Raw genomic sequence first — 19,265 nt, 5'->3', positions numbered from 1 at the left:
ATGCAGAACACCCTCGTCGCGATCGCGCACCGCCCGTCCGCCACCGTCGCGGCCATCGCCGGTCTCCAGGCGCGGGCCAGGGCGGCCGGGGCCCCGGTGGTGTTCGCGCAGCAGCAGGACGAGGAGCTGGAGCCGGGTACGGACGGGTGGCGGATCGTGCCCGAACTGGCCCCTGCCGCCGGGGACACCGTCGTACCCAAGTCCGCCCCGGACAGCTTCCTCGGCACGCGGCTGGACGCCGCCCTGCGCGCCCGGGGAGTGACCGAGGTCGTCGTCACCGGGTTCGCCACCGAGATCTGCGTCGAATCCACGGCCCGGCAGGCGCTGAGCCGGGGGTACGATGTGGTGCTCGTCGCGGACGGGCACACCACGTCTCTCCGGCCCGCCACCTCCGGCCGGTACGCCGCACCGGAGGCGTCCGTCGCGCACCACAACGAGATCTACCGGAACCTCCGCTTCCCGGGGCGCCGGGTGCGCGTGCTGCCCGCCGCCGAGGTCGACTTCGGGCGCGGAACCGGCTCGTGCCCCCCGGGCGCCTCCACCCCGGACTGACTCCTACTGCTCCAGGTCGAGGTCGACGATGTCCTTCGCGGCGGGCTTCTCCGCCACGACCGGCACGTCGAAGTCGGACAGGTTCATCGTCATCGGCTCCTCGCCGCCCCGGGACGTGATGCGCAGGATGTACGGGGCGCCCTCGGCCGCGACGTCGACGGTGTAGGTCTCCTTGCCCTCCTTCTCCGTGAGCCGGAGGGCCGGAGTGCCCGCGACCGTCGTGGTGCCCTTCTTCCGGGCGGCGTTGTCGTTCCCCTCGAAATCCTTCAGGAGCCCCTTCAGGTCGCAGAACTCGATGGATTCCCTGGTGTCCGGGTCGGACGCCTTCGACTCCGTCCAGCGGCCCGCGAGCAGCTCGACCACCGCGTCGACGTCCGCCTTCGGCTCGCCCTTCGACTGCTCGCGCAGCAGGGCCTCGTCGAACTTCGTGTAGACCGTTTCGCCCGTCTTGACGACATCCATCCTGCCCTCGCCGCCCATGGTCATCTTCCCCGTGCAGTCACCGCCCAGGCTCGATGCGAACACGGCCTTGATCCGGCCGTCGGCGGTGGTCATGTCGAGGTCCATGCGCAAGGACTTCACCCCGGTCGTCTTCTTCAGGGCCTGGTCGACGACCTCCGGCCCCGACTGGCCGGCGAACGGCCCGGTCTCCTTCGGGGAGTCCGTGCCGCAGGCGACGAGACCGGCCAGGGCCAGCGCGCAGAGGGTGTTGACGGAGATACGGGTGACGAGACGCATGGGTCAGGCTCCGGGAGGAGGGGCGCTGGGCGCGCCGGACAGCGGATGACGAACGCCCCCTGGAGGAACACCCCTTCCGAGATGCCCCCGTGGCGGCGAGTCAATAAGAGCAAAGCTTGTGAACCGAGTCAACACGGTTCACGCGAGATGTGTCGGGCAACGGGCTCTGCGGGTGTGGCGCGGGAGAGTCGCTATGCTCGCGGGCAGGCAAGACAAGCAGGGCGTACGGACCGAGGAGAGATGGCCAGTGCCGGAGAACGCGACCGAGGTCACCGCCGCCGGGATCGCCCGACTCGCGGGCGTGGGACGCGCCGCCGTCAGCAACTGGCGCCGTCGGTACGCCGATTTCCCGCAGCCGGTCGGCGGGACCGGCACCAGCCCGTCCTTCGCGCTGTCCGAGGTCGAGGCGTGGCTGCGCGACCAGGGGAAACTCGCCGAGGTGCCACTCCGCGAGCGCGTCTGGCAAGCGGTCGCCGGACATCCTGCGGGCGCGGGCCGTGCCCTGATCCACGTCGGCTGCGCCCTGCTGCTCGTCCGTGACCGGCCCACCGCCTGGCTGGAGCTCGCGGCGACCCCGGACGAGCGGATGGCCGCCCTGCTGCCGCAGGCCATGGAGCACGTCCTCACCGCGAGGTTCGGCCCCGGGGCCGCCGGTGTTCACGGGGCGCGTGCGCCGGAGCCGGCAGATGTTCACACGGCCGGTGCGCCGGACCCGCGAGGTGTTCACGGGGCTGGTTCACCGGAGCCGGGAGGTGTTCACGCGCCCTCCGAGCGTGACCTGCTCCCGTCCGTGCCGCTGCTGCGCGCGGCCGCTGAGCTGGCCGCCGGGATCGGGGCCGGTCAGGCCTTCGAGTTCCTGCTCGGCCGGCAGCTGGACGCCAACCCCCGCCAGTACACGCTGACCCCGCCCCAGCTCGCCGAGCTGATGGTGGACCTCGCCGAACCGCCGAAGGACGCGATCCGGGCGGCGCGGGAGCGGCCCGTCCGCAGCGTCCTCGACCCGGCCGCCGGCACCGGCGCCCTGCTCCGGGCGGTCGGCGGGCCCGCCGACCTGTACGCCCAGGAAGCCGACCCGGCGCTCGCCGCGCTCACGGCCCTGCGCCTCGCCCTGGCCGCCGGAGGAACCCCTCGCACCGCCCCCGGGGCGACCGCGCGGACGGCCGCCCCCGGGGCGACCGCGCGGACGGGCGACACGCTGCGGGCCGACGCCTTCCCGGAGCTGGCCGCCGACACCGTGCTCTGCCACCCGCCGTTCAACGAACGCAACTGGGGACACGACGAACTGGCCTACGACCCTCGCTGGGAGTACGGCCTCCCCGCCCGTACCGAGTCCGAACTGGCCTGGGTCCAGCACGCCCTGGCCCGGCTGCGCGACGGCGGCACCGCCGTCCTGCTGATGCCGCCCGCCGCCGCCTCCCGCCGCTCCGGCCGCCGGATCCGCGCCGGGCTCCTGCGCCGGGGAGCCCTCCGCGCCGTCATCGCCCTGCCGGCCGGTTCCGCCCCTCCGTACGGCATTCCGCTCCACCTCTGGATCCTGCGCAAGCCGGATCCCGGCGTGCGGCCCGCCGCCGATCTCCTCCTCGCCGACACCGCCGGCCTCCCGGGACCGGTCCCGGACACATCCACGGGCCCCGGTCGCCCGCCCGGCGGCAAAGCGGCCGGCGGCAAGGCCCCGGGCGGCGGACGCGAACGGTTCGACTGGCCCGCCGTACGCTCCGCCGTCCTCGACGCCTGGCGCGACCAGGCCGACGTCGAGGGGGTCAGCCGCGTCGTGCCCGTGATCGAACTCCTCGACGACGACGTGGACCTGGCCCCGGCCCGCCATCTGCCGCGCCCGGCGTCCGGCGGCGGAGCGGCCGGGCTCGGCGAGGTCCGGGAACGCCTCACCGAGACGCTCCGCCTGACCTCGGGCCTCGTCCCGCCCACCGCCGCGCCCGCCGCGCCCGCGCACCGCCCGCTCACCACCGTCGGCGAACTCGCCCGCGCCGGAGCGCTGTTCCTGCACAGCGGTACGGCGGTCCCCGGCGGTACGGCCGCCGCCGTCCTCACCGAGCACGACGTCCTCACCGGCGCGGCCCCGACCGCCCTCCCGCCCACCGAGCGGGAGGCCCCGGGCGGGGCGCCCGCCGACGACCCGGTCCTGCTCGAACCCGGCGACGTCGTCGTGCCCGTGCTCGGCGGCTCCACGGCGGCCCGGGTCGTGGACGCGTCGACGGCCGGGGCCGCGCTCGGCCGCAACCTCCAGCTCCTGCGGCCGGACCCGGCCGCCGTAGACCCCTGGTTTCTCGCCGGTTTCCTGCGCGGCACCGCCAACCACCGGCAGGCCAGCAGCTACGCGTCCACCGCCGCCCGGCTGGACGCGCGCCGCCTCCAACTGCCCCGGATGCCGCTCGCCGAGCAGCAGCGGTACGGGGAGCGCTTCCGCGAACTCGCCGCCTTCGAGGACGCGCTGCGTACGGCGGGGCGGCTCGGCGGCCAACTGGTCCAGGGGATGTACGACGGCCTGACGGACGGCACGGTCACGCCCGGATGAGCCGGCCGCGCCGGACGGCCCCGCCGCGGCGACCGGCCGGGGAGGACCGCCGCACACAACGTTGAGGACAACCTTGGGGGCAACCGGGGTCAGCCGGTCGGCGGAGGTGTATACGCTCACCCCACACGTCCGACATACGCCTCCCAGGAGCAGCACATGCACGGCTACGGCCCCATGCCGCAGCAGCCGACGACACCGCGGCCGTCCCCGGCGACGCTCACGACGGTGCGCGTGGTCCTCGTGGCGCTGACCGTGCTGAGCTGCGGCCTGTTGGGCTGGGCGGCGATGCTGCGGCTCGCGATCGTCACCCGCAAGCCGCGCGACTGGTTCCTGCTGGTGGTCGTGATCGCCCTGAACATCGGACTGTTCGCCTTCATCATGGCCACGCCGGACGACCCCGACGAGATGTCGGACGCGGCGGCGCTGATCATGATGCTCTGGATCCTCGGCCTGCTGGCCGGGGTGATCACCTACTACCTGTACGCGGAGATACGGCACTACAACGCCCTCGGCGCCCCGGCCCCGTACGGCGCCCCCGCGCACCCGGCCCCCCCGCTCCCGTACCAGCAACAGCACCTCGCCCCGCACCAGCAGCACCAGCCCCAGCAGTACCCGCAGCCCAACCCGTACACCGCGCCGACCCCGCCGCCCACCCCCAAGCCCGCGCCCCAGCGCCTCGACCAGGTCCGGGCCGAGCTCGATGAGCTGAGCGACTACCTCCGCAAGGAGAACAGGGACAGCAGGGACGGCGAGGGCCGGTGAGCGGGCGGACCATCGCCGACCGCTACGAACTGGCCACCATCCTCGGCCAGGGCGGCATGGGCCAGGTGTGGACGGCGTACGACCGGCGCCTCGACCGCCGCGTCGCCGTCAAACTGCTGCGCCCCGACCGCGTCGCCGGGCCCACCGGCAGCGACGCGGCCGACGAACTGCGCCGCCGGTTCGTCCGCGAGTGCCGGGTCACCGCACAGGTCGACCACCCCGGTCTGGTCACCGTCCACGACGCGGGCAGTGACGGTGACGACCTCTACCTCGTCATGCAGTACGTCGAGGGCGCCGACCTCGCCGACCATCTGGCCGAGCAGGACCCGTACCCCTGGCCGTGGGCCGTCGCGGTCGCCGCCCAGCTCTGCGCGGTCCTCTGCGCGGTGCACGCCGTGCCGATCGTCCACCGCGACCTCAAGCCCGGGAACGTGATGGTCCGACCCGACGGCACGGTCACCGTGCTCGACCTCGGCGTCGCCTCCGTCCTCGACACCGACACCACCCGCCTCACCCACACCGGTTCGCCCATCGGCTCCCCGGCCTACATGGCCCCCGAGCAGGCGATGGGCGGCGCGGTCGGCCCGTACACCGACCTGTACGCCCTCGGGGTCCTCCTGCACGAACTCGTCAGCGGCGACGTGCCGTTCGCCGGGTCCACCGCGCTGGGCGTCCTGCACCGCCACCTCTACGAGGCCCCGGTCCCGGTCCGGCAGAAGCGCCCCGAGGCGCCCGTCGCGCTGGAGGCCCTCGTCCTGCGGCTGCTGGCCAAGGACCCGCAGGACCGGCCCGCCTCCGCGCAGGAGGTGTACGAGGAGCTGGCCCCGCTGCTGCCGAAGCACGGCACCCCCGCCGGGCCGCTCGACCCGACCCGCCCGTTCCTGCGGCCGCACGCCCCCTGGCCGGACCGGGCCGCCACCCCGGCACCCGTACCCGCCCCCGCCGCCTTCGCCGCGCCGCAGCCCGCCTTCACCACGCCGCCGCCCGCGCTCGGCGCCCCGCCGTCCTTCACCCCGCCCCCGGCCGTCGTCCCGTCCCCGGCCGCCCCTGCCCGCCCCACCACCCCGCCGCCCGGCCGGCTGGACGTCGCGCGGGCCGTGGACGAGGTGAAGAAGCTGCTCGGCGAGGGCCGGATCACCCAGGCCGTGGACATCCTCGGCGCCACCCTCCCGGCCGCCGCCGCGGAGCACGGCGAGCGCTCACCGGTCGTCCGCATCCTGCGCAAGCAGTACGCCGCGACGCTCATGGACGACGGCCAGTACCGCCGCGCCCTGCCCGAACTGCGCCGCCTCGCGGAGGACCGCACCGCCGAGGCGGGCCCGGCCGACACCCAGGCCCTCCAGTTCCGCTACGACGCGGCCCAGTGCCTGGAACAGCTCGGCGAGGCCGGGGCCGCGCTGGTCGAGTACCGCGCGGTCCTCCCGTACTACGAGAACGCCTACGGGCCGATCACCTCCGACCCCGGCCGCGCCCTCGACATCCGGCACCGCATCGGACAACTCCTCCTGGCGGTCGGCGACCACACCGCGGGCCGGGCCCAGCTCCAGGCGCTGCTGTACGACGCCGAGCGCACCTACGGACCGCACCACCCGCTGCCCATGGACCTGCGCCGCCTGCTCAGCCACCAGCGGGACGTCCGCGGCGGCTGACAGCGCCCCGGAGCACCGCCCTTCGCGGACCACATCCCCAACTCCTCCCGAATCGTTGGTCGAATCAGTGGCACAGGCCACATCCACTGCCTAACATCGATCACCGCAAGGCTTTGTGCACCGATGCACAAACTCTCCCCGGGAGGCTCCTTTGCACCGCCGTCGTCGCACCGCGCTCACTGTCCTCGCCGCAACACTCGTTGCCGCGCCCCTCCTGTCGGCCTGCGGCAACCAGGCCCACCCCGGTGCCGCGGCCGTCGTCGGCGGCGAGCGGATCGCGGTGTCGGCGGTCCAGGAGCGGGCCGCGGAGGTCCGCGCCGCCCAGGAGAGCTCCCCCCAGGCGGCCCAGCTGGTGAACAAGTCGGGCCAGCTGAACCGGGCCAAGCTGCACGGGCTGATCTTCGGCCGGATCCTCGACCGCGCCGCCGAGGACGCGGGGGTCACGGTCTCCCGCAAGGAGGTCCAGGAGATGCGGCAGGCCGGCCTCGCCCAGCAGGGCGGCGAGGAGCAGTTCGAGGCGATGATGCTCCAGCAGCGCTGGGTGGCCCCGGACCAGATCGACGCCGACATGCGCCAGGAGGTCCAGCTCCCGAAGCTGGCCCGGGCCCTCGGCGCGGACCTGGGCACGCCCGCCGGCCAGCAGGTCGTCGGTGAGGCCCTCACGAAGGCGTCCAAGGCCCTCGACATCGACGTCAACCCGCGTTTCGGCACCTGGGACGACGAGAAGATGCAGCTCGGCAACTACAGCGCGCCCTGGATCACCCAGCGCACGAAGTTCACCCCCGAGCAGCCGACGGAGGCCTGACCGGCGGGCGGGAGGCCGGATCCCTTCCGGAGGTAGGTTCGCAGGGTGAACGCCGAAGCCCCCGACGCCTCCGTCGAGACCCCCGCCGACCCCGGCCGCATCGTCCTGCTCACCGCCAGCCACCGGGTCGCGCCCGGCCTGCTGTCCTGGCCGGCCTGGCAGACCCTGCACGCCGCCGACCGCGTCCTGTGCGCGGACCGGGACCAGCCGCAGCTGCCCTACCTCCGCGAGGCGGGCGTACACGTCGAACACGCCACGCCCTCCGCGGACGAGCTGGTCGCGGACTGCGCCGGCGGCCGGACGGTGGTCGTCCTGACCGGCGGGGAGGGCAACGCCCCCCTCACCGACGGCCTGGCCCGCCTCGGCGGATCCGGCCGGGTGGCCATGCCGGACCTGGAACTGCTCCCCGGCTCCTACGACCTGCCCGGCGCCCGCCTCCTCGACCTGGTCCAGGTCATGGACCGGATCCGCCGGGTGTGCCCCTGGACCTCGCGGAAGACGCACCGGGGCCTCGCCAAGTACGCCATCGAGGAGGCGTACGAACTGGTCGAGGCCATCGAGGACGGCGACCGCGACGAACTCCGCGAGGAGCTGGGCGACGTCCTGCTCCAGGTCGTCTTCCACGCGCGCATCGCCGAGGAGGACCCCGAGGAACCCTTCGCCATCGACGACGTGGCGGGCGGCCTCGTCGAGAAGCTGATCCACCGCCACCCGCACGTCTTCGGCGACGAGACGGCAGAGACCCCCGAGGACGTCCACGCGCACTGGCTGCGCACCAAGGCGATCGAGAAGCAGCGCACCTCGGTCACCGAAGGCGTCCCCCTCGGCCAGCCGGGCCTGGCCCTCGCCGCGAAGCTGGCGAGCCGAGTCCGCACGGCCGGACTCGACGTCCCCCTCCCGACCGGCGATCCCTCCGGTGGCTCCATCGGCTACGACCTTCTCGCCCTGGCCGTGGCGGCCGAGGCGAACGGCACCGACCCGGAGGCCGCCCTGCGCGCGGCGGCCCGCGCGTACCGGGACGCGATCCTGGCGGCGGAGGGGCACGCGGGTTAGTCCGGTGACGGCAGGGGATCGAACCGGGCGCGCGTCGCCCGCCGTGCCGCGGGCCCGTGGCGACGCGGAGGGCGTGCGCGCCGGACGCTCTCAAGGCCGCCCGGACCGCCGACAGGCCCGGCAGTCCCGCCCCCGGCGCACCCGATAACGTCACAGCGTGAACGACACCCCCGCCTGCCCCCACAGCACCACCACCCCCGAAGGCGCCCCCGAACTCTTCACCTGGGAGTTCGCCTCCGACCCCTACCCCGCCTACGCCTGGCTCCGTGAGCACCGCCCCGTGCACCGCACCGCGCTGCCCAGCGGGGTCGAGGCCTGGCTCGTGACGCGGTACGGGGACGCCAGGCAGGCGCTCGCCGACGCGCGGCTCTCGAAGAACCCGGCCAACCACGCCGAATCGCCGCACGCCAAGGGGAAGACGGGGATCCCGGGGGAGCGCAAGGCGGAGCTGATGACGCATCTGCTCAATATCGATCCGCCGGACCACACCCGGCTGCGCCGGCTCGTGTCCAAGGCGTTCACCCCGCGCCGGGTCGCGGAGTTCGCACCCCGCGTGCAGGAGTTGACGGACCGGCTCATCGACGGGTTCATCGAGGAGGGGGAGGCCGATCTGATCCATGACTTCGCCTTCCCGCTCCCCATCTACGCCATCTGCGACCTGCTCGGCGTCCCGCGCGAGGACCAGGACGACTTCCGGGACTGGGCGGGCATGATGATCCGGCACGGCGGCGGGCCGCGCGGCGGGGTCGCCCGGTCGGTGAAGAAGATGCGCGGCTATCTCGCCGAACTCATCCACCGGAAGAGGGAGAATCCCGGCGACGATCTGATCTCCGGGCTGATCCGGGCCAGCGACCACGGCGAGCACCTCACCGAGAACGAGGCGGCCGCGATGGCGTTCATCCTTCTCTTCGCCGGGTTCGAGACGACCGTCAACCTGATCGGGAACGGAACGTACGCCCTGCTGCGCCACCCCGAGCAGCGGGCCGAGCTCCAGGCTTCCCTCGATGCCGGGGAGAGTGCCCTGCCGGCGACCGGGCTGGAGGAACTGCTCCGGTTCGACGGTCCGGTCGAGATGGCGACCTGGCGGTACGCCACCGAGCCGCTGACCCTGGGCGGCGAGGAGATCGCCGCCGGGGATCCCGTACTCGTGGTGCTCGCGGCGGCCGACCGCGACCCGGAACGGTTCACGGATCCGGACACGCTGGACCTTGCACGGCGTGACAATCAGCACCTCGGCTACGGGCACGGCATTCACTACTGCCTGGGTGCGCCGCTGGCCCGGCTCGAAGGGCAGACCGCGCTGGCGACCCTCCTGAGACGCCTTCCTGACCTGCGACTTGCGGCAGAACCTGCTGATTTGCGCTGGCGTGGCGGGCTCATCATGCGCGGACTGCGCACCCTTCCGGTCGAGTTCGAGCCGGGAATCCGTTCCGAAAAAAGTGACACGCTGTCAACTCTGTGACTTTCACGTGATCTGCGCTGCATCGACTTGTGACACACGTTCGAGTCCCGCTAGGTTCACGGTTCGACGCGTCGGTCGCACGTTGCCCACGCGTCACTTGTGCGCCGACGCAGGCACGGAATCCCGCTGCACGGCGCTCAGGTCACTCGCTTGTCAGTCGCACGGAAGGCATACCCATGGGCTCCGCGAACGGCAGACACCGCCGCCCTCGCCAGGCACCCGCCATCGTCGTCGCCGCAGGGGTGACGGGATCGGCCATCGCCATCCCGCTGCTCGGCGCGAGCGGCGCGTCCGCCGCCGAGGCCTCCACCTGGGACCGGGTCGCGGAGTGCGAGAGCGGCGGAATGTGGAGCGCCGACCTCGGCAACGGCTACTACGGGGGGCTCCAGTTCTCGCAGGAGACCTGGTCGGCGTACGGCGGTACGGAGTTCGCGCCCCGTGCCGACCTCGCCAGCCGCTCCCAGCAGATCTCGGTCGCCGAGAAGGTCCTGGACGACCAGGGGCCCAAGGCGTGGCCGAGCTGTGCGGTGATCTCGGGTCTCGCGGTGGACGGCAGCCTCCCGGGTGTCGACCCGGGCACCTCGCCGGCCCCCGACCCGACGACCGACCCGACCGGCGAAGCGGACGCGCCTGACGAAGCGGATGAATCCGGCAAAACCGGTGAAGCCGATGAGTCCGGCGAGGGCGACAAGAGCGGCAAGGGTGAGAAGGGCGACTCGGCGGACAAGGGTGACAGCGGTGACGGGGAGAAGGGTGGCGAAGCCCCCGACTCCTCCGTGACGCCCACCGCCCCGCCGTCCTCCGGCACCCCCGACGCCACGGACCCCTCCACCGGCCCCGGCGCCTCGAAGGGTGAGGGCGGCAAGCACCGCGGTGCCCCCGCGCCCGAGGAGGCCGAGCCGGGCCAGGAGGACGGCCCGCGCGGATCCGGCCGGCACGCCTCGCGCGGCGACGGCGACGCCCGGGACGGCGGCGCGGCGACCGCCGGCGCGTACACCGTGCGGCCCGGCGACAACCTCTGGGCGATCGCCAACGCCCAGGAGCTCCCCGGTGGCTGGACCGGCCTGTACGAGACCAACAAGGATGTCCTGGGCTCCGACCCGGACCTGATCCTGCCCGGCCAGAACCTGGATCTGGGCCTGGATCAGGCGGCCGGCCAGGCCGCGCCGGAAGGTGCGGACGAGCCTGGCGGCAAGTCCGCCGAGGCGCCTGCCGCCAACTGATTCAATTCGGGAAAAAGCCCCGAAAACAGAGGCAGTTAAGAGGCCTATGTCCACTTTGCGTAAGTGAGACATGGGTCTCTTTGCTTCAACTCGCGCGCCCCTTCCGGTGCATTCGCACACATCCCGCCCGACCTGCGGAAACGGCCAGTCGGCCGCTGCGAGTTCGGGGTGATTGCCCCCTATGTCCATCTTTGAATGTCGGGGTTGCCTGTGTTTACGGTCTAACCGCTCGCACCGCGGGCCCCGTCGACCGTCACGCCGAATCCTGCCGTCGGTCGAAGGGAACAGACGCGTAAGCGCCGTAGGCAGGAGCGGGGGACCCAGGTAAGCCGCCGGGTCCGCACGGCCCCTCCGAGGGGTCGTACGGGACCGGCTAGGGGTGAAGCCGAGCGCAAGGACGCACGGCCGGGCAACTCATCAGCCCGAACCCGACAGCTCACCTCGTAGGCGTCGGTGAGGAGATTCGTTCCATGCTGCTGAACAGCAAGGGCAAGCACCGCCGCCCGTCCAAGGTCACCCGTATCGCCACCCTCGCGGGTGTCACCGGTGCCGCCGTCGCCGTCCCGCTGATGGGCGCGACCAGCGCTTCCGCCGCCTCCGTCGAGACCTGGGACGCCGTCGCCCAGTGCGAGTCCGGCGGCAACTGGTCCATCAACACCGGCAACGGCTACTACGGCGGACTGCAGTTCTCGCAGTCCAGCTGGGCCGCCGCCGGCGGCACGCAGTACGCCGCGCGCGCCGACCTGGCCTCCAAGGACCAGCAGATCGCCACCGCCGAGAAGCTGCTCGACATGCAGGGCCCGGGTGCCTGGGCCTGCGCCGGTGCGGGCGGCCTGACCAACGACGGTGTGGACCCGGGCGTGAACCCCGGCGGCTCCGGCCAGTCCGAGAGCAAGCCGGAGCAGGCGCAGCCCCAGCGCCAGGCCGAGCAGCCCACCACGCGCAGCGAGCAGCGCGAGGCCCCCAAGGCCGAGAGCAAGAAGACCGTCACCACCCCGACCGGCGAGAAGGTCAAGAAGGGTGACGGGGAGTACAAGGTCAAGGCCGGCGACACCCTGAGCAAGATCGCTCAGAAGGAAGGCGTCAAGGGCGGCTGGAGCAAGCTCTTCAAGCTCAACGACGACATCGTCGAGGACGCGGACCTGATCTTCCCGGGTCAGCAGCTCCACCTGAAGTAATCGCCGTCTCTCCTCCCCGGAGGAGGGGTGTCCGGCGGCACTTCTCCTCGCACGGCTTCCCGGTCCGGCGCGCTCTTCCCCCCAGCGCGCCGGGCCGGGTTCTTCGTGGACGGTGGGCGTCCGGGGGCCCGCATGCGTTCACCTCTTGTTGTTACCGCCCAGTAGATATCTAGAGTTCTGTCCCGTTATGCAGGTCCTTGGGTCCTTTTTCGTCCCAGGAGGCGGGCGGTCGGCCGACGGACGCGGCCGGGCCGGATAGGCTCGGGTCGCAAGGCCACAGAGACCCTGCACAACCAGTGTCAGATCCCAGAAGGAGATGCCTCGTGCCGTCCATCGACGTCGTCGTAGCCAGGGAAATCCTCGACTCCCGGGGGAACCCCACGGTCGAGGTCGAGGTCGGCCTCGACGACGGCAGCACGGGCCGTGCTGCCGTTCCGTCCGGCGCCTCCACCGGTGCGTTCGAGGCCATCGAGCTTCGCGACGGTGACCCCAACCGCTACCAGGGCAAGGGCGTCGAGAAGGCCGTCCTCGCCGTCATCGAGCAGATCGGCCCGGAGCTCGTCGGGTACGACGCCACCGAGCAGCGCCTCATCGACCAGGCGATGTTCGACCTCGACGCCACCGAGAACAAGGCGTCGCTCGGCGCCAACGCCATCCTCGGCGTCTCGCTGGCCGTCGCGCACGCCGCCTCCGAGGCGTCCGACCTGCCGCTCTTCCGCTACCTCGGCGGCCCGAACGCGCACCTGCTGCCCGTTCCGATGATGAACATCCTGAACGGCGGCTCGCACGCCGACTCCAACGTGGACATCCAGGAGTTCATGATCGCGCCGATCGGCGCGGAGTCCTTCTCCGAGGCCCTGCGCTGGGGCGCGGAGATCTACCACACGCTGAAGAAGGTCCTCAAGACCAAGGGCCTGTCCACCGGACTCGGCGACGAGGGCGGCTTCGCCCCGAACCTGGAGTCCAACCGCGCCGCCCTGGACCTCATCGTCGAGGCCATCAAGGAGGCCGGTTACGTCCCGGGCCGTGACATCGCGCTCGCGCTCGACGTCGCCGCGTCCGAGTTCTACAAGGACGGCGTCTACGAGTTCGAGGGCAAGTCCCGCTCGGCCGCCGAGATGACCGAGTACTACGAGGAGCTCGTCTCCGCGTACCCGCTGGTCTCCATCGAGGACCCGCTGTACGAGGACGACTGGGCCGGCTGGAAGGTCATCACCGACCGCATCGGCTCCAAGGTGCAGATCGTCGGCGACGACCTCTTCGTCACCAACCCCGAGCGCCTGGCCCGCGGCATCGAGGAGGGCTCCGCCAACGCCCTGCTCGTCAAGGTCAACCAGATCGGTTCGCTGACCGAGACCCTGGACGCCGTCGAGCTGGCCCAGCGCAACGGCTTCAAGTGCATGATGTCGCACCGCTCCGGCGAGACCGAGGACGTCACCATCGCCGACCTCGCCGTCGCCGTGAACTGCGGTCAGATCAAGACCGGCGCCCCGGCCCGCTCGGACCGCGTCGCCAAGTACAACCAGCTGCTGCGCATCGAGGAGATCCTCGACGACGCCGCGGTGTACGCGGGCCGCTCCGCGTTCCCGCGCTTCAAGGGCTGACCCGCAGCGTCAAGCCGGTGGCCTCCGCCCGTCCCCGCACCCGGTCCCGTACCGTGTGCGGGGACGGACGTATGTAATGGGGAGGCGGGGAGACATGGCCGGCAAGGACCGCGACCGGTTCTCCACCGCGACCAGGCTGCGGCTGCTCGGCGAGCAGACCGCGGCCCGTGTGTACCGGTCCCAGAACCGCCGCCAGGACCGCCGCTCCCGGCTCACCGGCCGGGCCGCGTTCCTGGCGCTGGTGGTCTGCTCCCTGGTGGTGGCGCTCGCCTACCCGATGCGGCAGTACGTCTCCCAGCGCGACGAGATCGCCGAGCAGGAGCGGCTCTCGCGGGAGGTGCAGCAGCGCACCGAGGAGCTGCGGGACGAGAAGGCGCGGCTCCAGGACGACGCGTACATCATGCGTCTGGCCCGTCAGCACCTGCATTACGTACGTCCCGGGGAGATCGGCTACACCGTGGCCGACCCCGACGCGGCGAAGGACCGTCGGTCGGAGCCCGGGGCGAGCGACCGCCCCTGGCAATCCAACCTCTGGGACGGCGTGGACAGCGCCGACCGTGACGACCGCGACTGACCGACCCGCGACCCCCCTCCACGAGCTTCGAGCAGAACCAAGGCAGGCATGGAAACGCCCCCTCCGCAGACCGAGTCCACCAAGCCCACCGACGCGGACATCGCCGCGTTCGAGCAGCAGCTCGGCCGCCCGCCGCGCGGTCTGCGCGCCATCGCGCACCGCTGCCCGTGCGGCAACCCGGACGTGGTGGAGACCCAGCCCCGTCTGGAGGACGGCACGCCGTTCCCGACGACCTACTACCTGACCTGCCCCCGGGCGGCCTCGGCGATCGGCACGCTGGAGGCCAACGGGGTCATGAAGGAGATGACGGCCCGTCTGGAGACCGACCCGGAGCTGGCGAAGGCCTACCGGGCCGCGCACGAGGACTACATCACCCGCCGCGACGCCATCGAGGTCCTGGAGGGCTTCCCGAGCGCGGGCGGCATGCCGGACCGGGTGAAGTGCCTCCACGTCCTGGTCGGCCACTCGCTGGCCGCGGGGCCCGGGGTGAACCCGCTCGGCGACGAGGCCATCGCGATGCTGCCCGAGTGGTGGGCCAAGGGCCCCTGCGTCACGCCGTGCGCGCCGGCGGGCGAGGACGACGGCCGGACGGTCGACGAGGGCGACGAGGGCCGCTTCGCCTTCCGCCCGCTCGACGGCCCCGCCGACGGGAAGGGCGCGTGACCCGGGTCGCCGCGATCGACTGCGGCACCAACTCCATCCGGCTCCTCGTCGCCGACGTGGACCCCGCCACCGGTTCCTTCACCGAGCTGGACCGGCGGATGACGATCGTCCGCCTCGGCCAGGGCGTCGACGAGACCGGCCGGCTCGCCCCCGAGGCGCTGGAGCGGACGTTCGCGGCCTGCCGCACGTACGCCGCCGCGATCGAGGAGCTGGGCGCGGAGCGGATCCGCTTCGTCGCCACCTCCGCCTCGCGCGACGCGGAGAACAGCGCCGAGTTCGTGGCCGGGGTGCGGGACATCCTGGGCGTCGAGCCCGAGGTGATCACCGGCGACCAGGAGGCCCAGCTCTCCTTCGACGGGGCCACCAGGGAACTGGCCGGAAGCGACCATCTGGCGAAGCCGTATCTCGTCGTCGACATCGGCGGCGGCTCCACCGAGTTCGTCCTCGGCTCGGACGAGGTGGCGGCGGCCCGGTCCGTCGACATCGGCTGCGTGCGGATGACGGAGCGTCACCTCGTGGTGGACGGGGCCGTCATGGACCCGCCGAGCCACGAGCGGGCCGCCGCGATCCGCGCGGACATCGACGCCGCTCTCGACGTCGCCGAGCGCACCGTCCCGCTCACCGGGGCGGGCACGCTCGTCGGCCTCGCGGGCACCGTCACCACGGTCGCCGGGATCGCGCTGGAGCTGGAGGAGTACGACTCCGGGGCCATCCACCACGCCCGGGTCTCGCGCGGGCAGGTCCGCGCGATCACCGAACACCTGCTGCGCTCGACGCACGAGGAGCGCGCCGCGATCCCCGTGATGCACCCGGGCCGGGTCGACGTGATCGGGGCCGGGGCGCTCGTGCTGCTCGCGGTGATGGAGCGGACGGGGGCCCACGAGGTCGTCGTGAGTGAACACGACATCCTGGACGGCATCGCGTGGAGTGCGGCGGGCTGACCGGCAGCGCCGCTCAATCGCTTCGTACCCTGCACCTTTGAGCCGCCCACCGGCTTCGGTGGGCGGCTCCGCGGCCCCCTTCCGGGGTGTGCCGCGAGAAAGTTCGTGAACTTCTTCACAAGGATTTCGGCCCTGTCGGCCGCGGTTCCCGCCCCGTACGCCCTTCCGGGGCGCCCGCGGGGCCGTGGCGGAGTGCGGCGGACGCGTTTCGGGGGTGGTGCGCCCGAGGGGAGAGGGGCGGTGGTTCGCCCCGGCCGAAGGGCCAAGGGCCAGCTCACAAGCGGTGAACAACGTTTCCCGCGGTGTAGTGGTTCCCTTTCGTGCCCATGACCTGGGTCACGTGGGCGGCGAAGTGTAGCAGAGGGTCGGTCAATCCTTGTGAAGGGGCTCACGAGCACCCCCCTGGGGCGGGGTGGATACTCGATGGCATGAGCACCACGGAGCGTCCCAGGATCCTCGTTGTAGGCGGTGGGTACGTAGGCCTGTACGCAGCTCGTCGCATTCTGAAGAAGATGCGATACGGAGAGGCGACCGTCACGGTCGTCGACCCGCGGTCGTACATGACGTACCAGCCCTTCCTCCCCGAAGCTGCCGCCGGCAGCATCTCGCCTCGGCATGTCGTCGTCCCGCTGCGACGCGTGCTGCCCAAGGCTGAGGTTCTCACCGGTCGTGTCACGACCATCGATCAGGACCGCAAGGTCGCCACGGTCGCGCCGCTCGTCGGCGAGGCCTACGAGCTGCCCTTCGACTACCTGGTCATCGCGATGGGCGCGGTCTCCCGCACCTTCCCGATCCCCGGCCTCGCCGAGCAGGGCATCGGCATGAAGGGCATCGAGGAGTCCATCGGCCTGCGCAACCACGTCCTGGAGCAGCTGGACAAGGCAGACTCCACGACCGACGAGGACGTCCGCCGCAAGGCGCTGACGTTCGTCTTCGTGGGCGGCGGGTTCGCCGGTGCGGAGACCATCGGCGAGGTCGAGGACATGGCCCGCGACGCGGCGAAGTACTACACCAACGTGAAGCGCGAGGACATGCGCTTCATCCTCGTCGACGCCGCCGACAAGATCCTTCCCGAGGTCGGCCCGAAGCTGGGCGCCTACGGCAAGGAGCACCTGGAGAGCCGCGGCGTGGAGATCTACCTCTCCACCTCGATGGACTCCTGCGTCGACGGCCACGTGGTCCTGAAGAACGGCCTGGAGGTCGACTCCAGCACCATCGTGTGGACCGCCGGTGTGAAGCCGAACCCGGCGCTGGCCCGCTTCGGCCTGCCGCTCGGCCCCCGCGGCCACGTGGACACCTCCGAGAAGCTCCAGGTGCAGGGCACCGACTACATCTGGGCCGCGGGCGACAACGCCCAGGTGCCGGACATGGTCGGCCGCCGCGCCGGCAACCCGAACGCCTGGTGCCCGCCCAACGCCCAGCACGCGCTGCGTCAGGCGAAGGTCCTCGGCGACAACGTGATCTCCGGCATGCGGGGCTTCCCGCAGAAGGAGTACAGCCACGCCAACAAGGGTGCGGTCGCCGGTCTCGGCCTGCACAAGGGCGTCGCGATGATCGTCATGGGCAAGGTCAAGATCAAGCTCAAGGGCCGTCTCGCCTGGTACATGCACCGTGGCTACCACGGTATGGCCATGCCGACCTGGAACCGCAAGATCCGGGTCTTCGCCGACTGGACGCTGGCGGTGTTCCTCAAGCGCGAGGTCGTCTCGCTCGGCGCCATGGAGACGCCGCGCGAGGAGTTCTACGAGGCCGCCAAGCCGACCCCGGCTCCGGCCGCCGCCAAGCCCGAGGGCGAGAAGGCCAAGGCCTCCTGACCCTCCGGTGACCCGCTCCGCGAGGAGCGCCCCGTACGACGCCCGAAGGGGCCGTCCGCCATCCGTGGTGCGGACGGCCCCTTCGGCGTACCCGGGCGCGGATCCGGGCCGGGGCCCGGCGGGCGCCGGTGGCCCGGCCCCGCCGATGCGGGTGGGGCGTACACGTTCTTTGCCCATGTGTTGCCCGGTAGCGGGATGACGGAGTGTGCGGGAAGAGTTGACACAGGTGTACCTCGCGACGGCGCCCGGGGTGTCGTGGCGGGGCTACGGGCATGTCTGTTGCTCGTGCTTGTCGAGCTTGTGCTTGCTGTGCTTGTCGGGGAAACACCACGGAGGTGTGCGCCATGGCAGACGCCGCGTCGCGGCTGACCGCTCTCGCCGAAGAGCTGCTCTCGGAACCCCTGCCGGTCCGGATCCGGGCCTGGGACGGCAGCGAGTCGGGGCCGCCCGACGCCCCGGCCCTCGTGATCCGCCACCGCCGCGCCCTGCGCCGGATCCTGTGGAAGCCCGGCGAACTGGGCCTGGCCCGTGCCTGGGTGGCCGGGGAGATCGACGTCGACGGCGACCTGTACGAGGTGCTCGGCCGGATCGCCGGGCTGCTCTGGGACCGCGGCGCCGACGCCAAGGACGCCGTCCACCCGGTCCGCGACCCCAAGGTCCGCGCCTTCGCCCGCGGCCTCCTCGACCTCGCCAGGCCCTGGCCGCCGCCCGCCCCGCCCGCGGAGGAGGTACGCCGCCGCACCGGCCCGCTGCACACCAGACGCCGCGACAAGGAGGCCATCAGCCACCACTACGACGTCGGCAACGACTTCTACGCCCTGGTCCTCGGCCCCTCCATGGTCTACTCCTGCGCCTACTGGCAGGACGGCTCCACCTTGGAGGACGCCCAGCGCGACAAGCTCGACCTGGTCTGCCGCAAGCTCGGCCTGAAGGAGGGCGACCGGCTCCTGGACGTCGGCTGCGGCTGGGGCTCGATGGCCGTCCACGCCGCCCGCCACTACGGGGCGCAGGTCACCGGCATCACCCTCTCCCGGGAACAGGCCACCCACGCCCGCAAGCGCATCGCGGAGGAGGGCCTGACCGACCGGATCGAGATCCGCGTCCAGGACTACCGGGACGTCCACGACGGCCCGTACGACGCGATCTCCTCGATCGGCATGGCCGAGCACGTCGGATCGGTCGGCTACCGCGAGTACGCCGATGACCTCTACGCCCTCCTCAAGCCCGGCGGCCGCCTCCTGAACCACCAGATCGCCCGCCGCCCCGAGAAGGACGAGGACGCCTACCGCATCGACGCGTTCATCGACGCCTACGTCTTCCCCGACGGCGAACTGGCCCCGGTCGGCCGCACCCTGGCCACCCTGGAGGAGGCCGGTTTCGAGGCCCGGGACGTCGAGGCGCTGCGCGAGCACTACGCGCTGACCCTGCGCCAGTGGGTGGCCAACCTGGAGCGGCACTGGGAGCAGGCGGTACGCGCCACCTCCCCGGGCCGGGCCAGGGTCTGGCGGCTGTACATGGCCGCCTCGGCCCTCTCCTTCGAGCACAACAAGATCGGCGTCAACCAGATCCTCGCGGTGCGCCCGCTGGACGGCGGCGGCTCCCGGCTGCCGCTGCGCACCCGTGCGTGGACGGAGACCGCCGAGGACGCGCAGGGGGCCGCCTGACCCGTACGCGTACGAGCACGGGCGAGGGGCCGGTGCTCCGCTCCCCAGCG

16 protein-coding genes and 1 riboswitch are annotated in these 19,265 nt (G+C 72.3%); of the genes, 15 read left to right on the top strand and 1 reads right to left on the bottom strand.

The genetic code is table 11. The features are described 5' to 3' along the window. The gene (locus IE145_RS14855; protein ID WP_229825573.1) at positions 1–552 is read left to right on the top strand and encodes a cysteine hydrolase family protein; all 552 of its coding nucleotides are present in this window, start codon (positions 1–3) and stop codon (positions 550–552) included. A 3-nt stretch (positions 553–555) separates the two neighbouring features. On the opposite strand, the gene IE145_RS14850 is transcribed toward IE145_RS14855, so the two are convergent. Continuing rightward, the gene (locus tag IE145_RS14850; RefSeq protein WP_189525528.1) at positions 556–1,290 is read right to left on the bottom strand and encodes a hypothetical protein; all 735 of its coding nucleotides are present in this window, start codon (positions 1,288–1,290) and stop codon (positions 556–558) included. A gap of 247 nt (positions 1,291–1,537) precedes the next feature. Here IE145_RS14850 and IE145_RS14845 point away from each other — a divergent pair, with 247 nt between their 5' ends. From IE145_RS14845 to IE145_RS14780, 14 genes are all read left to right on the top strand, one after another. Further along, the gene (locus IE145_RS14845) at positions 1,538–3,823 is read left to right on the top strand and encodes an N-6 DNA methylase (RefSeq protein WP_189525527.1); all 2,286 of its coding nucleotides are present in this window, start codon (positions 1,538–1,540) and stop codon (positions 3,821–3,823) included. A gap of 156 nt (positions 3,824–3,979) precedes the next feature. Then, positions 3,980–4,585 carry a hypothetical protein gene (locus IE145_RS14840; RefSeq protein ID WP_189525526.1) on the top strand — a complete coding sequence of 202 codons (606 nt, stop codon included), beginning with the start codon at positions 3,980–3,982 and terminating at the stop codon, positions 4,583–4,585. Beyond that, positions 4,582–6,234 (top strand): serine/threonine-protein kinase, encoded by a 1,653-nt coding sequence (locus IE145_RS14835; RefSeq protein ID WP_189525525.1) that lies wholly within the window; start codon positions 4,582–4,584, stop codon positions 6,232–6,234. Before IE145_RS14840 ends, IE145_RS14835 begins: the two co-directional genes overlap by 4 nt. 151 nt (positions 6,235–6,385) lie before the next feature. Then, complete coding sequence (locus tag IE145_RS14830) at positions 6,386–7,039, top strand: SurA N-terminal domain-containing protein (RefSeq protein WP_189525524.1); 654 nt, start codon at positions 6,386–6,388, stop codon at positions 7,037–7,039. A gap of 45 nt (positions 7,040–7,084) precedes the next feature. Continuing rightward, positions 7,085–8,092 (top strand): nucleoside triphosphate pyrophosphohydrolase, encoded by a 1,008-nt coding sequence (locus IE145_RS14825; protein WP_189525523.1) that lies wholly within the window; start codon positions 7,085–7,087, stop codon positions 8,090–8,092. A 157-nt stretch (positions 8,093–8,249) separates the two neighbouring features. Then, entirely contained in the window at positions 8,250–9,554 is a 1,305-nt protein-coding gene (locus IE145_RS14820; RefSeq protein ID WP_189525522.1) for a cytochrome P450 family protein, read from the top strand. A 176-nt stretch (positions 9,555–9,730) separates the two neighbouring features. Then, on the top strand, positions 9,731–10,777 hold the full coding sequence (locus IE145_RS14815; RefSeq protein ID WP_189525521.1) for a transglycosylase family protein: 1,047 nt from the start codon (positions 9,731–9,733) through the stop codon (positions 10,775–10,777). Positions 10,778–11,064: 287 nt separating this feature from the next. Further along, a riboswitch (cyclic di-AMP (ydaO/yuaA leader) is annotated at positions 11,065–11,242 on the top strand. Between the two features lie 5 nt (positions 11,243–11,247). After that, positions 11,248–11,955: a transglycosylase family protein gene (locus IE145_RS14810; protein ID WP_189525520.1), complete on the top strand. Its 708-nt coding sequence runs from the start codon at positions 11,248–11,250 to the stop codon at positions 11,953–11,955. Between the two features lie 323 nt (positions 11,956–12,278). Then, positions 12,279–13,559, top strand: a complete 1,281-nt coding sequence (gene eno / locus IE145_RS14805; RefSeq protein ID WP_006125111.1) for a phosphopyruvate hydratase — start codon at positions 12,279–12,281, stop codon at positions 13,557–13,559. A gap of 94 nt (positions 13,560–13,653) precedes the next feature. Next, positions 13,654–14,133 (top strand): FtsB family cell division protein, encoded by a 480-nt coding sequence (locus tag IE145_RS14800; protein WP_189525519.1) that lies wholly within the window; start codon positions 13,654–13,656, stop codon positions 14,131–14,133. Between the two features lie 48 nt (positions 14,134–14,181). Further along, on the top strand, positions 14,182–14,796 hold the full coding sequence (locus tag IE145_RS14795; protein ID WP_189525518.1) for a DUF501 domain-containing protein: 615 nt from the start codon (positions 14,182–14,184) through the stop codon (positions 14,794–14,796). Continuing rightward, positions 14,793–15,737, top strand: coding sequence for a Ppx/GppA phosphatase family protein (locus IE145_RS14790; RefSeq protein ID WP_189525517.1), 945 nt, complete (start codon positions 14,793–14,795; stop codon positions 15,735–15,737). The genes IE145_RS14795 and IE145_RS14790 overlap by 4 nt, the downstream gene beginning before the upstream one ends. Positions 15,738–16,165: 428 nt before the next feature. Beyond that, positions 16,166–17,551 carry an NAD(P)/FAD-dependent oxidoreductase gene (locus tag IE145_RS14785; protein ID WP_189525516.1) on the top strand — a complete coding sequence of 462 codons (1,386 nt, stop codon included), beginning with the start codon at positions 16,166–16,168 and terminating at the stop codon, positions 17,549–17,551. Positions 17,552–17,895: 344 nt separating this feature from the next. Next, positions 17,896–19,215: a class I SAM-dependent methyltransferase gene (locus tag IE145_RS14780; protein WP_189525515.1), complete on the top strand. Its 1,320-nt coding sequence runs from the start codon at positions 17,896–17,898 to the stop codon at positions 19,213–19,215. Positions 19,216–19,265: the final 50 nt, after the last annotated feature.

The sequence above is a fragment of the Streptomyces sindenensis genome, from assembly GCF_014649035.1.
Classification (GTDB): Bacteria; Actinomycetota; Actinomycetes; order Streptomycetales; family Streptomycetaceae; genus Streptomyces; species Streptomyces sindenensis.
Note: the sequence above shows the minus strand (reverse complement) of the source record. Positions and strands in the feature narration are given on the sequence as shown.

What these genes read in the sequence shown, in the direction of transcription:
- IE145_RS14855 (WP_229825573.1), top strand. Translation starts at nt 1, where the DNA reads ATGCAGAACACCCTCGTCGCGATCGCGCACCGCCCGTCCGCCACCGTC.
- IE145_RS14780 (WP_189525515.1), top strand. Translation starts at nt 17,896, where the DNA reads ATGGCAGACGCCGCGTCGCGGCTGACCGCTCTCGCCGAAGAGCTGCTC.
- IE145_RS14810 (WP_189525520.1), top strand. Translation starts at nt 11,248, where the DNA reads ATGCTGCTGAACAGCAAGGGCAAGCACCGCCGCCCGTCCAAGGTCACC.
- IE145_RS14800 (WP_189525519.1), top strand. Translation starts at nt 13,654, where the DNA reads ATGGCCGGCAAGGACCGCGACCGGTTCTCCACCGCGACCAGGCTGCGG.
- IE145_RS14795 (WP_189525518.1), top strand. Translation starts at nt 14,182, where the DNA reads ATGGAAACGCCCCCTCCGCAGACCGAGTCCACCAAGCCCACCGACGCG.
- IE145_RS14840 (WP_189525526.1), top strand. Translation starts at nt 3,980, where the DNA reads ATGCACGGCTACGGCCCCATGCCGCAGCAGCCGACGACACCGCGGCCG.
- IE145_RS14815 (WP_189525521.1), top strand. Translation starts at nt 9,731, where the DNA reads ATGGGCTCCGCGAACGGCAGACACCGCCGCCCTCGCCAGGCACCCGCC.
- IE145_RS14785 (WP_189525516.1), top strand. Translation starts at nt 16,166, where the DNA reads ATGAGCACCACGGAGCGTCCCAGGATCCTCGTTGTAGGCGGTGGGTAC.
- IE145_RS14850 (WP_189525528.1), bottom strand. Translation starts at nt 1,290, where the DNA reads ATGCGTCTCGTCACCCGTATCTCCGTCAACACCCTCTGCGCGCTGGCC.